The organism is Kribbella sp. DT2 (assembly GCF_049844575.1).
In the GTDB taxonomy this organism is placed as follows: Bacteria; Actinomycetota; Actinomycetes; order Propionibacteriales; family Kribbellaceae; genus Kribbella.
In genome coordinates this window covers 29,999-42,736 of the sequence record NZ_JBNCLH010000015.1, presented here as the reverse complement: position 1 = coordinate 42,736, position 12,738 = coordinate 29,999, and the positions used below count along the sequence as shown (strand labels likewise).

Below are 12,738 nucleotides of genomic sequence, written 5' to 3'. Positions count from 1 at the left end.
GGCCGAGCTGGTCGGCGGGGATCGCCCCGGCGGCGACCTGAGCCTCGGGCAACCATTGACCACGCTGTCTGGGGCGCGTGCGCGTGGTGGCGTCCGACGGCGAGCGTCTGCTCAGACGTTCGTCACCAGCGCCCGCTCAGACGATCGTGACGATGATCGTCGTACCGGGCTGGGCCTGCTGGCCGGCCGCTGGGTTCTGGCCGGCTACCAGGTTGAGGCCGAGGTGGAACGGTGCCTGCTCGACCTTCACCTTGAAGCCGGCTTCGGTGAGGATCTTCTGGGCGTCGGCCAGGCCTTTGCGGCGGACGTTGGGGACCTCGACCAGCGGTGGGCCCTTGGAGACCACGACCTGGACCTTGTCCTTGGCGTACAGCGTGCCGTTGTTCGGGGTCTGCGAGATCACCGAGCCGGCCGGGACCTTGGCGTCGTACGCGTCGGAGCGCTCGACCGTGAAGCCGGCCTTGCGGAGGGCGCGGTTGGCGTCCTTGAACGGCTTGCCGGTGGTGTCGGGGACCGTGATCGGACGGCGTCCGAGGCTGATCCACAGGTTGACCGTGTTGCCGGGCTTCATCACCGTGTTGACCTTCGGCGCGAAGGTGATCACCTTCCCGGCCGCGACGGTCTCGTTGTAGGTGGTGGTGATCTTGCCGGTGACGAGGCGGATCGAGTCCAGCGCGAGCTTCGCGGCCTCCTGGTCGAGGCCGGTCAGCTGCGGGACGCGGTACCGCTCGGGGCCCTTCGAGACCGTCAGGCCGACCTGGCCCTCCTTGCGGATCCGGTCGCCGGGCGCGGGGCTGGTCCCCATCACCTGGCCACGCGGCACGCTCTCGGAGAAGTCCTGGTTGGCGATGCTGGTCTTCAGGCCGACCTCGCCGGCCTTGGCCGAGGCGTCGGCGGCGTTGAGGTTCAGCAGCAGTGGGGTCTCGGTGTAGCGGTGGATGCCGTAGTACCAGCCTGCCGTCCCGACGCCGATCGCGAGCGCCAGTACGGCGATCAGCGCGATCAGTCCGCGCCCCTTCCGTGGCACAGCCGCGGCGATCCGGGACGAGGGAGCAGGCTCGAACGGTACGACGATCGTGTCGCTGCGCCGCCCGGAGTCCCCACCCCGCCCGAGCCCGCTCCCGCGGTCAGGCGCCGCGCCACGCCCGGCCCCGCTGCCACGGCCCAGCCCGAGCCCGGTCCCGCGCTCAGGATCAGCGCGCCGTACCGACTCCACCCGCCGGACGGGAGTGTGCTCGACGTACCCGCTGCCGCGCGTGTAACCGTCGTCGTCCCACTCGGTCTCCTCGCGCATCGCCTGCAGCGGGACGGTCAGGTCGCCGGTCAGCTCGGGATCGTCGGGCAGCCCTTCCTCCAGCGCGCTGCGCACCCGCCGGACCTGCCGGCTCATCACCCGTGCGTCGGCCGGCCGCAGGTCGCGGTCACGGGCCGTGGCCCGCTGGACCAGCGCGTCGACGTACGGCGGAATGCTCGGCTCTAGCAGCGACGGCGCCGGTACGTTGGCGTGGACGTGCGCGTACGCGACCTGGATCGGCGTCTCGCCGGTGTGTGGCTTGCTGCCGGTGAGCAGCTCGTACAGCAGGATGCCGGCCGAGTACACGTCGGAGCGGGCGTCGGCGCTGCCGTCGGTGACGAGCTCGGGCGCGAGGTAGGAGACGGTGCCCATCAGCAGGCCCTGCGTCGCGGTCTGGCCGGTCGTGGTGACCGCGCGGGCGAGCCCGAAGTCGGCCACCTTGACCGTACCGTCGTGCGAGATCAGCACGTTCTCGGGCTTGATGTCGCGGTGCACGATGCCAGCGTCGTGGGCCGCGGAGAGCGCGGACAGCACCGGCGTCAGCAGGTCGAGCGCCCGCGCGGGGGACAGCGGCGAGTGCTCCCGTACGACGTCGCGCAGCGTGCGGCCCGGGACGTACTCCATCGCGAGGAACAGCGTGCCGTCGTCCTCGCCCTGGTCGAACACGGCGACGACGTTCGGGTGGGACAGCTTCGCGGCGGCCCGCGCCTCGGCGACGAACCGGCGGCCGAACTCGGCGTCGTCGCCCATCCCCAGGTGCATCACCTTGAGCGCGACGACGCGGTCCAGCCGCATGTCGAGGGCCTCGTAGACGGTCGCCATCCCGCCCTTGGCCACGCGCGCACCGACGCGGTACCGCCCGTCGAGCACCCGCCCGACCAGGCGGTCGCCGACCTGGGTGTCTACGTCGTCCGTCACGTGCGGTGAGCCGCCTCTCGAAGCCATTCCTGAGAGAGAGTGTAAATAAGGGGTCCCGGCGCAGCTTTACCGCCGCGCCGGAACCCCTCGTGGTCACCCTCCGGAGCCACCGCTCCGGACCGGGCTCAGGCGGGGTTCCACCCGCTCTCCAGCCGGGTCTTGATCTGCAGCACGCTCTTCACGTACTGCTTGGTGTCGGCGTACATCCCGTTCCGCCGGACGCCGCCCAGGCCCTGGTAGTACCCGGCGACGGCGACGTCGAGCTTGGCCGCGCCGGTCAGCATCTCCAGCAGGACGACGCCCGCGGTGATGTTGTCCTGCGGCTTGAGCAGGTCGAGGTCGCGGCCGACGACACCGGAGGAGTACCGCCCGGTCGACGGGATCACCTGCATCGCGCCGATCGCGTTGGCCGGCGAGACGACCCGCTGCTTCCAGCCGGACTCCTGCCAGGAGATCGCCAGCGCCAGCTCAGGGTCGACGCCGTACCGCTTCGAGGTGCTGATGATCGTCGACCGGATCTGACCGCGGCTGGGCAGCTTGCGGCTCTTCAGCGTGGCCCGGTTCTTGTCGGCGGCATCGACCACGTGGTCGGCGTACTTGCGCCCGGCAAAGGTGTCGTTGCGCTTCTTCTTCGACGGCGTTGCCTTCGGCACCGGTACCGGGACCAGGATCGCCTTGCCGACGAAGATCTTGTCGCTGCTCCTCATCGCGTTCACCGTCAGCAGGTAGGCCTGGCTGACGTGGTACCGCCGGGCGATGCCACCGATCGTGTCGCCGGACTTCACGACGTACTTGATCCGGCCGCGGCCCGCGCTCGTCTCGCGCGGTGCGTTCTTGGGCTGCCCGCCGGGCAGCTGGAGGACCTCACCGGTGTAGATCGCGTTGCCGTTGCCGGGCAGGTCGTTGAGGGCGACCAGGGTCTTCACGGTGGTCCCGTAGCGGGCCGCGATGTGACTCAGCGTGTCGCCGTCCTTGACCTTGTACTGGCCGAGGCCGGGCGATCCGGCGGTGATCACACCGGCGGCGATCAGCGGGACCGCGATCCCGGTGAGCACCTTGACGACGGTCCGTCGCCGGTTGCGTCGTTCGGGCTGGACGTCGTTCTCGGGCTCCGGCGCCGTTGCGCTCGTGTTCGTCATCATCCATCTCCCCGTGTCAACGTCCCTTGACCGTAAGTGGTGGTACTGATGTGACAACAGGGACGGACGGGGCGCGGGTTACGGCTGTTACGCAATGTTTACAGTTGACGCCTGAACTACATGGATGTGGTTCACAATCGACGCGCCCGTTGGGGTTTGCGGCCAGGCCGATGCCAGCGGCAACTGGTGCCGAAGGCATCGACCTCCGTACGGCGAACTACAGCGCGGCGCGGCCGTCGAGCGGCGACGAGGCCTGGGCCGCGTGGTATCGGCGGGGGATCCGCCCGGCCAGCAACGCGTTCCGTCCGGCGGTCACCGCGTCGCGCATCGCGGCGGCCATCAGGGCCGGCCGCTCGGCGCGGGTGACGGCCGTTGCCAGTAACACTGCGTCACAACCGAGCTCCATCGCGAGCGCCGCGTCGGACGCCGTACCGATGCCCGCATCCAGGACGACGGGAACGTTCGCGGCCTCGACGATCATGCTGATGTTGTGCGGGTTGCGAATGCCGAGTCCCGAACCGATCGGCGCACCGAGCGGCATCACCGCGGCGCATCCCACCTGCTCCAGCCGGCGGGCGAGGATCGGGTCGTCGTTGGTGTAGGCAAGGACCTGGAACCCGTCTGCAGCAAGGGTTTCCGCAGCGTCCAGCAACTCGACCGGGTCGGGCAGCAGTGTGTGGTCGTCGGCAACGACCTCGAGCTTCACCAGGTCGGTCTCCAGCGCTTCGCGCGCCAGCCGCGCCGTGAGCACGGCCTCGCCCGCGGTGAAACAGCCCGCGGTGTTGGGCAGTACGGCGATGTCGTGCTTGCGCAGCACGTCGAGCACCGACCCCTGCTGGCTCGGATCGAGCCGCCGCAGGGCGACCGTGGTCAGCTGCGTGCCGGACGCGATCAACGCCTCTTCGAGTACCTCGAGGCTGGGCGCACCACCCGTGCCCATCACCAGCCGGGATGTGTACTCACGTCCCGCGATCACCAAGCTGTCATCACTCATGGTTCCTCCTCAACCGCCCTGAACCGCGGTGACGATCTCCACCCGGTCGCCTTCGGTCAATGTCGTTGCGGACCACTCGGTCTTGGTGACCACCGCTTCGTTGACCGCCACCGCGACCCCGATCGGGCTGCGGGCCCACCGGTCCACCACGTCGGCGACGGTCGTCCCGGCGTCGATCTGCTCGGCGGAGCCGTTCACCAGCACGTTCATGACCTCACTCACCCCATCACCTTAGGCACTGCGGCGCCGCTGTCGTGCGCCTGGTCGCCTCGTGAGAACCGGCTCGCCAGGAAAGGCTCCGCCAGCTTCGGCAGTACGCCGGTCCGGATGGTCTCGGCGATCACCTGCGCGGTGATCGGCGTCAGCAGTACGCCGTTGCGGTAGTGGCCGGTCGCCCACAGCAGTCCGTCGATCCCGGACGCACCCAGAACAGGTGCGTTGTCCGGAGTCGCGGGACGGAGGCCGGCGACGGTTTCCACCAGTTCCAGCTCGTCCGTGATCGGCAGGACCGTGCGGGCGTCGCGCAGGAGCGTGAACACGCCGCCCGCGAGGACTCTGGTGTCGTAGCCGAGCTCGGAGGTTGTCGCGCCGACCACCAGTTCACCGTCGGGCCGAGGGACCAGGTAGACCGAGAATCCCCGGGCGGTCGCGCGCACGGTGTGCTGCAGGGCGGGCCGGTAGGCCTTGGGGACGCGGAGGCGGAGGATCTCGCCCTTGAGCGGCCGGACCGGCGGACGCAGTTCGTCGGGGATGCCGTTCAGCTGGGCGGTCCACGGGCCTGCGGCCGCGACGACGTGCTCGGCGCGGATGGTGTCGCCGTTGTCGAGCTCGACGCCGACTGCTGCATTGCCGGCGCACAGAATCCGGCTTACAGACCGTTTGATCAGCCTGACGCCCGACAGCTCGACCGCCCGAAGCAGTGCGGCAACGGTTTGTCGATTGTTGACAGAGTGATCGCCGGGCACCCACACACCGGCTGTCACCCCGGCCGCGAGTAGCGGCTCACGTTTGCGGGTCTCGCGCCCGGTGAGCTCCTCGACCTCGAGCCCGATCCGGCGCTGGTACTCCGCGAGCCGACGGATCGCGGCCGCGTCGTCGGCGTCGTACGCGACGGAGAGCGTGCCGGTCCGGTGCAGCCCGGCCGGGAGACCGGTGAACGCCTCCAGCTCCTCGGCGAACGACGGCCAGGCGGCGTTGCCGGCCAGGTTGAGGGCGAGCAGGGCGTCCTCGCCGTACTCGACTTCGGTGACCGGAGCGAGCATGCCGGCGGCGACCGAAGATGTCTGAATGCCGGGTGTCGGGTCACATACCGTCACCTGGATACCGTCTGCAGCCAGCCGCCAGGCGGTGGACAGCCCGATCAGTCCGCCGCCGATCACCACGACCTCGGACCTCGACTCCGTCATGGAGCTAACAGTACGACGGTATACACATGGCACGCTTAACCTTGTGACTGAGCACACCGCGCCATCCCGCGACCGACTCGACGCCGCCCGGCTCTACCTGTGCACCGACGCCAGACCGCGGCAGGGCGACCTCGAACAGTTCCTCGACGCCGCCCTGAGCGGAGGTGTCGACATCGTCCAGCTCCGGCAGAAGGAGATGGAGGCCGCCGACGAGCTCGAGGCGCTGGAGATCTTCGCCGACGCCTGCAAGCGGCACGGCAAGCTGCTCGCCGTGAACGACCGCGCCGACATCGCGTACGCCGCGGGCGCCGACGTACTGCACCTGGGGCAGCGCGACCTGCCGGTGCCGCACGCCCGGGCGATCACCGGCCCGGACGTGATCGTCGGCCGGTCCACGCACACCTTCAGCCAGGTCAACGCCGCGGTCACCGAGACCGGGTCGGACTACTTCTGCGTCGGCCCGACCTGGGAGACCCCGACCAAGCCGGGCCGGAGCGCCGCCGGCCTGGAGCTCGTCTCGTACGCCGCCAGCCGGCAGCAGGCCAAGCCGTGGTTCGCGATCGGCGGGATCGACCTGGAGCGGCTCGACGAGGTGATCGAGGCGGGCGCGCGCCGGGTGGTCGTCGTACGGGCGATCACCGGCGCCGGCGACCCCGCCGAGGCGGCGGGCGAGTTCGTACGGCGGCTGCGGAGCGCCTGATGATGAACAACCCGAAGGCCGCGCGGATCGTCGCCGCCGTGGTGATCGCGATGCTGGTGATCACGCTGGCGGCGTCGCTGCTCGGCTGCGGGCCGTCGGGCTCGGCGTCGGGTGAGCCGTCGAAGGATCCGGACAGCGGGCTGACCTTCGTCGCGGTGGACGAGCTGCCGAAGGAGGCCCAGCAGACGCTGACGCTGATCGGCAAGGGTGGGCCGTACCCGTACAGCCGCGACGGCGTGACCTTCGGGAACTTCGAGAAGATCCTGCCGAAGCAGGACCGTGGGTACTACCGCGAGTACACGGTGAAGACGCCCGGCGAGAAGGACCGCGGCGCGCGCCGGATCGTGACCGGGAAGGGCGGCGAGCGTTATTACACCGACGACCACTACAAGTCGTTCCGCCGGGTCGCGGCGGACGGGGGGACCGACGGATGACTGAGCTGCACGCACTGCTGGACGCCGGGTTGCGGCCGGGGGTCTACCGCTGGGGCTCGTCGCTGCCCGCCGAGCAGGTCGGCCGGCAGGTGGCGGCGGCCGGGTGGGGGTTCGTCCAGCTCGACACCACCGGGTTGGTCGACAAGGCCGGCTTCCTGGACGTCTGCGCGACGGCGTTCGACCTGCCGCGCTGGTTCGGGCGCAACTGGGACGCCCTGGCCGACTCGTTGAGCGACCGGTCGACGGGGGAGCCGGAGCTCGTCCTGTGGGACGGCTGGCGCGAGCTGCTCGACCACGACCAGGACACTGTCGACGTGGCGTTGCAGATCTTCTCCGAGGACACGTCGGAGTCCGGTCAGTTGCGGGTCTTCCTGCGCGAGGCCGAGGACGCACCGGATCTGGTCAGCAACCTGCCGGTCGTCTAGGCAGCCCGAAGTAGGACCGTACGCCGGGGCTGTGGGCGACGTGATCGGGCGGGTTGACGCTCAGATCGGGCAGGCCGACGGACGCCAGCAGCCCACCGACCTCCAGGTCGAGCAACTCGGCCGAACGCAGATCCCAGGTGGGGTGTTCGTTCGGGAGGTACCAGGTCCTGCCCAGGCGACGGGTGTGCAGTCCCCAGCGGGCGGTGAGAAAGAGTTCGAGATCGCCCACCTCGAGGGGCTCGCCCACCTGAACGGTTACACGACTCGAGAAGGCGAGGCCGGAATCGCTCGGCGCGCCAGCGCCAGAGCCCGGGGCGGCGCTGCTCTTTCCCATCCCGCCCGCCGTCGCGCCGAAGGCGCGGCGGCGGGTTGTTGTGTAGGTGTGGGTGTTCGCGCTGACCTCGTACTGCATCTTCGCCCGGCGGTACGGCAGGCCGAAGCTCGTCCGGGCGACCGCGACCACGTCCCACCGGTTGGCGTCGAGGCTGAGGAAGAAGACACCCCGGCGGCCTGCGTCGTCCACCGAGTACAGGCGGATGTTGGTCTCCAGGAAGTCGCCCAGCAGCGCGGGACCGCGGGCGAGGCCGGTGGCGACCATGCGGAACGGGACCAGCCCGACGTACGCCCGGCCCTCGAACGTGTCCGGCCGAGTGCCGGGCGGGTAGAACCGCGCGATCGACGCCGGGTCGACCGCCCAGTGGATGAACGTCAGGTCGAGCCAGGACTGTCGCAGGAGGCGCGGCCGGGGGAGCGGCGGTGCCTCCGGCATGACAGGTTCGACCATGCGTTCAAACTAGCGCCCGGTCTCCTGCCGCTTCTGCTCCAGCGCCTCGACGTCCGCGACGAACCACAGCTGCCACCCGCGATTGCTCTCCCGCACCCAGTCCCGGAACGGCGTACTGCCCTCCTCGTACGACGAAACGTCGCCGAGCACCGCGAGCCCCATCCCGTACTGCGCGAACTTCTGCACGATCTCCCCGGCCACCCCGCTGCTCAGCACGAAGAACCCCTCCGGCAGATCCTCCACCCGCACGGCGACCCACGAAGCCTGGTGCCAGTACGACGCGTCGCCGATCAAATCGATCGCGTCCTGCAAGGTGCCCAGCGCCTTCGTGCTCACGAACACGCTCATCGCAGGAACTCCAGCACCCGCTCGGTCTGCGGTGGCAACAGGTGCCCGGCGCCCTCGACGATCACGGACCGCCCGGGCAGCCGCCGCGCCGTACCGGCCGCGTCGAACATCCGGTCCTTGCTGCCGACGATCGCCAGCAGGTCCAGCTTCTCCAGCTGCTCGTCGGTGAAGGTCGGCATCGCGCCGGTGCGTGCCGCGAAATGTTTCTGCACCAGCAAAGCGAAACTCAGGTTCTCCCAGTCGAGGCCGGCCGGGAGCGGGCCGATGATCGTCGCGACCGAACGCCGGTGACCCCACTGGCCGAACGGCCGCAGCAGGAGCGCCGGCAGGATCGGCAGCACCTTCATCCGGCTGAACCCGGCCGGCGACAGCAGCGCCAGCCGCTGGACCCGGCCCGGCCGACGGGTCGCGTAGTCCACGGCGAACCAGGCGCCGAGCGAGAAGCCGACGACCGAGAACTGGTCGACCCTCAGCCCGTCGAGCACGTCGTCGAGCCATTCGGCGTACGCCGGTGAGCCGAGCTCGGGGCGCGGCGACGCGCTCAGCCCGGGCTCGCTGATCGTGTCGATCGCGTGCACACGGAACTCCCGGCTCAACGCCGGGACGTCGTTCGACCAGTCGAGCGTCGTACCGGCGGAGCCGTGCAGGAGGATCAGGGGCGGCGCGGCGGCCGGGCCGCTCGACACCACGAACGTCGGGCCCTGGCGGGTGTCGACCAGGCGCTGCTCGCTCGGCACCGGCCAGTCAGCGAGCAGCTCGCGGTAGCGGGCATGCACGATGGACTGGCCGGTGGAGGATCGATACGTCATGTCCCTAAACTACCCTATAGGTCTCTATTGCCGTCTCTATAGGGAATTCTAAGGAAGCCAGATGCGCCAGGAGTTGTACTCGGTCGAGCAGGTCGCCGAGCAGTTGGGCCTGCACGTGCGGACGATCCGCAACTACGTGCGCGACGGCCGGCTGAAGGCGACCCGGATCGGGAAGCAGTACCGGATCACTCGTGAGGACCTCGAGGAGTTCACCGGTACGTCGGTGGTCGCGCCCGGCGCGGTCTCGTCGACGCGGCACGCCGAGGTGTCGAGCATCGTCCAGATCGACGGTGTGGACCGCGCGGGCGCCGACCGGATCACGACGTACGTGACCGCGTCGATCAACCAGGACGGCATGGGCCGGCTGCGGGTGGAGATCGCCTACGACGAGACGCGTGGGGTGCTGAAGATCATCATCCTGGGCGACCTCGCGATCACCGCGGACGTACTGCGGCTGATCGACGTGATCGTCACTTCCTAGGGAAGGAAGGGGGGAGGGAGTGGCGCGTCCCGCGGCCTGGCTTCGCCGGCCGGATCAGAGGTGCCGGGACGTCGCCGCGATCGCGAGGTCCGCCAGCGCCTTGCGGGAGGTCTCGTCCTGGATGGGGGAGCGGTCGACGGCTTCCATCGCCTCGGCCGTGCGCTCGCTGATCAGGTCCTCGCAGGCCTGCACCGACCGGCTGTCCTGCAGGATCTCGCGCAGCAGCTGGACCTCGTCGTCGTTCAGGTCCGGCCGCCCGAACAGCCGCTCGAACTCCGCCAGCTGCACCGGCGACGCGTGGTCGACCGCGTGCGCGACCAGCACCGTCCGCTTGCCCTCGCGCAGGTCGTCGCCGGCCGGCTTGCCCGTCACCGCCGGGTCGCCGAACACCCCGAGCAGGTCGTCCCGCAGCTGGAACGCCTCACCCAGCGGCAGCCCGTACGCCGACAGCGAGTCGACCAGGTGCTGGTCCGCGCCGCCGAGCGCGGCGCCGATGTGGAGCGGCCGCTCGACCGTGTACGTCGCCGCCTTGTACCGCAGGACCCGCAACGCCAGGTCGAGATCCGACGCGCCACTCGCCTGGGCAACGAGGTCCAGGTACTGACCGGCGGTCACCTCGACCCGGACCGCGTCGAAGAACTTCGAGGCACGAGCCAGCGAGGCCGCGTCGAACCCCGACGTGTGCAGCATCTCGTCGGCCCAGATCAGGCACAGGTCGCCGAGCAGGATCGCCGCACCGATGCCGAAGCTGACCGGGTCGCCGCCGACACCGCTCGCCTCGGACCTGGCCTGCTGCAGCGCCTCGAACCGCTTGTGCGCGGCCGGTGCCCCACGGCGGGTGTCGGACGAGTCCATCACGTCGTCGTGCACGAGCGCGCTGACGTGCAGCATCTCCAGGCTCGCCGCGGCGGACAGGATCGGCCGCTCCGGGTCGCCGCCGGCGGCCCGGTAACCCCAGTAGCAGAACGAGGGCCGGAGTCTCTTGCCGCCGCTGGTCGCGTCCCGCGCGGCCTGGACCTGCTCGGCCAGCTCGGGGCCGATCTCGGCCAGCCGCTCCTGCTGGACGTCGAGGAACGCGGTCAGCGTGCGCTGGATCTCGGTCGGGATGTCTGCGTCGGCATGCACGTCTCGGAGGGTAGTCCAGCCTGCCAGGACACGGGTGCCCCGGTAGGCTTGCAGGATGGCCAACGGTTACCCCTCGACGCTTCCCGGCAGCACGCCGACGATCCGTGAACTGCTCGCGACGGGCGACCGGTCCTTCTCGTTCGAGTTCTTCCCACCCAAGACCCCGGAGGCCGAAGAGGTCCTGTGGCGCTCGATCCGTGAGATCGAGAAGCTGCGCCCGTCCTTCGTCTCGATCACGTACGGCGCGGGCGGTACGACGCGCGACGGCACGATCCGGGTCACCGAGCGGGTCGCGCAGGACACGTCGCTGACGCCGCTGGGTCACCTGACCGCGGTCGCGCACTCGCGCGACGAGCTGCGCTCGGTGATCGGCGCGTACGCCGGCTCCGGCATCCGCAACGTGCTGGCCCTGCGCGGCGACCCGCCGGGCGGTCCGCGCCAGCCGTGGGTCGCGCACCCCGAGGGGCTGAACCACGCGATCGAGCTGGTCGAGCTGGTCCGTTCGCTGGGTGACTTCTGCGTCGGCGTCGCGGCGTTCCCGGACAAGCACCCCGAAGCGGCCGACCTGGACTTCGACGCCCGGGTGCTGGCCGAGAAGGCCAAGGCCGGCGCGGACTACGCGATCACGCAGATGTTCTTCGGCGCCGACGACTACTTCCGGCTCGTCGAGCGGGCCTCGGCGCTGGGCTGCGACATCCCGATCCTTCCCGGCATCATGCCGGTGACGAACATCAAGCAGATCCACCGGATGGCCGAGCTCACCGGCATGGCGCTGCCGACCGCCGTCACCGACCGGCTGCACGCGGTCGAGGACGACCCGGCCGCCGTACGAGCGGTCGGCATCGAGATCGCCAGCGAGCTGTCCGACAAGCTGCTCACCGGCGGCGCGCCCGGCATCCACTTCATCACCCTCAACCGGTCGACCGCGACCAGCCAGGTCTACCTGAATCTCCAGGGCACCACGGTCTGACCCGCGGGCAGCGCGACGGCCCCACCGATCGCCCGCCAGCCGTTTTCGCGCGCCAATGATGACCGGCCCGTGCTCAAAAGTGCGCTCGACGCCAGGGCGGCGGTGACGGTGACGCGATCATCGGCGGGCGATGCGGTGTTGGCGATGGGGCCGGGACCGATCGACAGGAGGTGTCGTCCGGGCGCCCGTGGGCGCACGCTGGGGCGGTGAGTTCTGGCGGGCCGTGGAGTGGACACCTCCTGTCGCTCCGTCCGGTTGGCTGGTGTGCTGGATCGGTGCGCGGGCTAGGGTTTGCGGATGGCTGACCCGAGTGACCTGCTGATCGATCGCACGCTGGTGCTGCTGCGGCACGCGAAGGCGGTGCCGCCGGAGACGACGGCCGACATCGACCGGCCGCTGTCCGAGCGCGGCCGGGCCGACGCGGCCGCGGCCGGCCGGTACTTGGTTGCCCAGGGCATCGAAGCTGACCTGGTCCTGTGCTCGCCGTCGATCCGCACCACGGAGACCTGGGAGTACGCCGCCCAGGCCGGCGCGACGACGACGGACCTGTGGTTCGACCGGCGGATCTACAACGCCGACACCGACGGCCTGCTGGACGTCGTCCAGGAGGCTTCGCCGGAGGCGCGCACGGTGATCCTGATCGGCCACGCCCCCGGCATCCCGTGGCTGGCCGACGAACTCGCCCTCGACGGCACCAGCCCGGAACGCGTCGAGCTGACGAAGAAGTACCCGACCAGCGGCCTCACGGTCTTCCACCACACATCCCGCTGGTCGGACCTGGCCCCGGACGACTGCGACCTGGTCTCGTACGTCGTCCCCCGGGGCTAACAGAAGAACAGAAGAACAGAAGAACAGAAGAACAGAAGAACAGAAGAACAGAAGAACAGAAGAACAGAAGAACAGAAGAACAG

General features: G+C 70.0%; 15 protein-coding genes. 6 read left to right on the top strand and 9 right to left on the bottom strand.

The features are described from left to right. Positions 1 to 136: 136 nt before the first annotated feature. From pknB to thiO, 5 genes are all read right to left on the bottom strand, one after another. Positions 137 to 2,212, bottom strand: a complete 2,076-nt coding sequence (pknB, locus tag ACLQ2O_RS39675; RefSeq protein WP_425842652.1) for a Stk1 family PASTA domain-containing Ser/Thr kinase — start codon at positions 2,210 to 2,212, stop codon at positions 137 to 139. 125 nt (positions 2,213 to 2,337) lie between these two features. Further along, the gene (locus tag ACLQ2O_RS39670) at positions 2,338 to 3,351 is read right to left on the bottom strand and encodes a LysM peptidoglycan-binding domain-containing protein (RefSeq protein ID WP_425842651.1); all 1,014 of its coding nucleotides are present in this window, start codon (positions 3,349 to 3,351) and stop codon (positions 2,338 to 2,340) included. A 217-nt stretch (positions 3,352 to 3,568) separates the two neighbouring features. Next, positions 3,569 to 4,345: a thiazole synthase gene (locus tag ACLQ2O_RS39665; protein ID WP_425842650.1), complete on the bottom strand. Its 777-nt coding sequence runs from the start codon at positions 4,343 to 4,345 to the stop codon at positions 3,569 to 3,571. Between the two features lie 9 nt (positions 4,346 to 4,354). After that, on the bottom strand, positions 4,355 to 4,567 hold the full coding sequence (thiS, locus tag ACLQ2O_RS39660; RefSeq protein WP_425842649.1) for a sulfur carrier protein ThiS: 213 nt from the start codon (positions 4,565 to 4,567) through the stop codon (positions 4,355 to 4,357). After that, positions 4,564 to 5,751 carry a glycine oxidase ThiO gene (thiO, locus tag ACLQ2O_RS39655; RefSeq protein ID WP_425842648.1) on the bottom strand — a complete coding sequence of 396 codons (1,188 nt, stop codon included), beginning with the start codon at positions 5,749 to 5,751 and terminating at the stop codon, positions 4,564 to 4,566. The genes thiS and thiO overlap by 4 nt, the downstream gene beginning before the upstream one ends. A 43-nt stretch (positions 5,752 to 5,794) precedes the next feature. Here thiO and thiE point away from each other — a divergent pair, with 43 nt between their 5' ends. From thiE to ACLQ2O_RS39640, 3 genes are read left to right on the top strand one after another with little or no spacing between them, the layout of a single operon-like run. After that, a complete protein-coding gene (gene thiE, locus ACLQ2O_RS39650) occupies positions 5,795 to 6,451 on the top strand; it encodes a thiamine phosphate synthase (RefSeq protein ID WP_425842647.1) in 657 nt (218 codons plus the stop codon). Beyond that, positions 6,451 to 6,885: a ribonuclease domain-containing protein gene (locus ACLQ2O_RS39645; protein WP_425842646.1), complete on the top strand. Its 435-nt coding sequence runs from the start codon at positions 6,451 to 6,453 to the stop codon at positions 6,883 to 6,885. Before thiE ends, ACLQ2O_RS39645 begins: the two co-directional genes overlap by 1 nt. Next, on the top strand, positions 6,882 to 7,310 hold the full coding sequence (locus ACLQ2O_RS39640) for a barstar family protein (RefSeq protein ID WP_425842645.1): 429 nt from the start codon (positions 6,882 to 6,884) through the stop codon (positions 7,308 to 7,310). Before ACLQ2O_RS39645 ends, ACLQ2O_RS39640 begins: the two co-directional genes overlap by 4 nt. Here the strand turns inward: ACLQ2O_RS39640 and ACLQ2O_RS39635 are convergent. Genes ACLQ2O_RS39635 through ACLQ2O_RS39625 form a run of 3 tightly spaced genes read right to left on the bottom strand, consistent with a single transcriptional unit; the run spans position 7,288 to position 9,251 of the window. Next, complete coding sequence (locus tag ACLQ2O_RS39635) at positions 7,288 to 8,094, bottom strand: YqjF family protein (protein WP_425842644.1); 807 nt, start codon at positions 8,092 to 8,094, stop codon at positions 7,288 to 7,290. The genes ACLQ2O_RS39640 and ACLQ2O_RS39635 overlap by 23 nt on opposite strands. 9 nt (positions 8,095 to 8,103) lie before the next feature. Further along, positions 8,104 to 8,442: a DUF4180 domain-containing protein gene (locus ACLQ2O_RS39630; protein ID WP_425842643.1), complete on the bottom strand. Its 339-nt coding sequence runs from the start codon at positions 8,440 to 8,442 to the stop codon at positions 8,104 to 8,106. Further along, complete coding sequence (locus ACLQ2O_RS39625; protein ID WP_425842642.1) at positions 8,439 to 9,251, bottom strand: alpha/beta fold hydrolase; 813 nt, start codon at positions 9,249 to 9,251, stop codon at positions 8,439 to 8,441. The genes ACLQ2O_RS39630 and ACLQ2O_RS39625 overlap by 4 nt, the downstream gene beginning before the upstream one ends. A 61-nt stretch (positions 9,252 to 9,312) precedes the next feature. On the opposite strand from ACLQ2O_RS39625, the gene ACLQ2O_RS39620 reads away from it, so the two are divergent. Next, complete coding sequence (locus tag ACLQ2O_RS39620; protein WP_425842641.1) at positions 9,313 to 9,732, top strand: helix-turn-helix domain-containing protein; 420 nt, start codon at positions 9,313 to 9,315, stop codon at positions 9,730 to 9,732. Between the two features lie 54 nt (positions 9,733 to 9,786). On the opposite strand, the gene ACLQ2O_RS39615 is transcribed toward ACLQ2O_RS39620, so the two are convergent. Further along, positions 9,787 to 10,857 (bottom strand): polyprenyl synthetase family protein, encoded by a 1,071-nt coding sequence (locus ACLQ2O_RS39615; protein ID WP_425842640.1) that lies wholly within the window; start codon positions 10,855 to 10,857, stop codon positions 9,787 to 9,789. A gap of 55 nt (positions 10,858 to 10,912) precedes the next feature. Here ACLQ2O_RS39615 and metF point away from each other — a divergent pair, with 55 nt between their 5' ends. Continuing rightward, entirely contained in the window at positions 10,913 to 11,827 is a 915-nt protein-coding gene (metF, locus tag ACLQ2O_RS39610) for a methylenetetrahydrofolate reductase [NAD(P)H] (RefSeq protein WP_425842639.1), read from the top strand. A 297-nt stretch (positions 11,828 to 12,124) separates the two neighbouring features. Beyond that, complete coding sequence (locus ACLQ2O_RS39605) at positions 12,125 to 12,655, top strand: SixA phosphatase family protein (RefSeq protein ID WP_425842638.1); 531 nt, start codon at positions 12,125 to 12,127, stop codon at positions 12,653 to 12,655. The last annotated feature ends 83 nt before the right edge of the window (positions 12,656 to 12,738 follow it).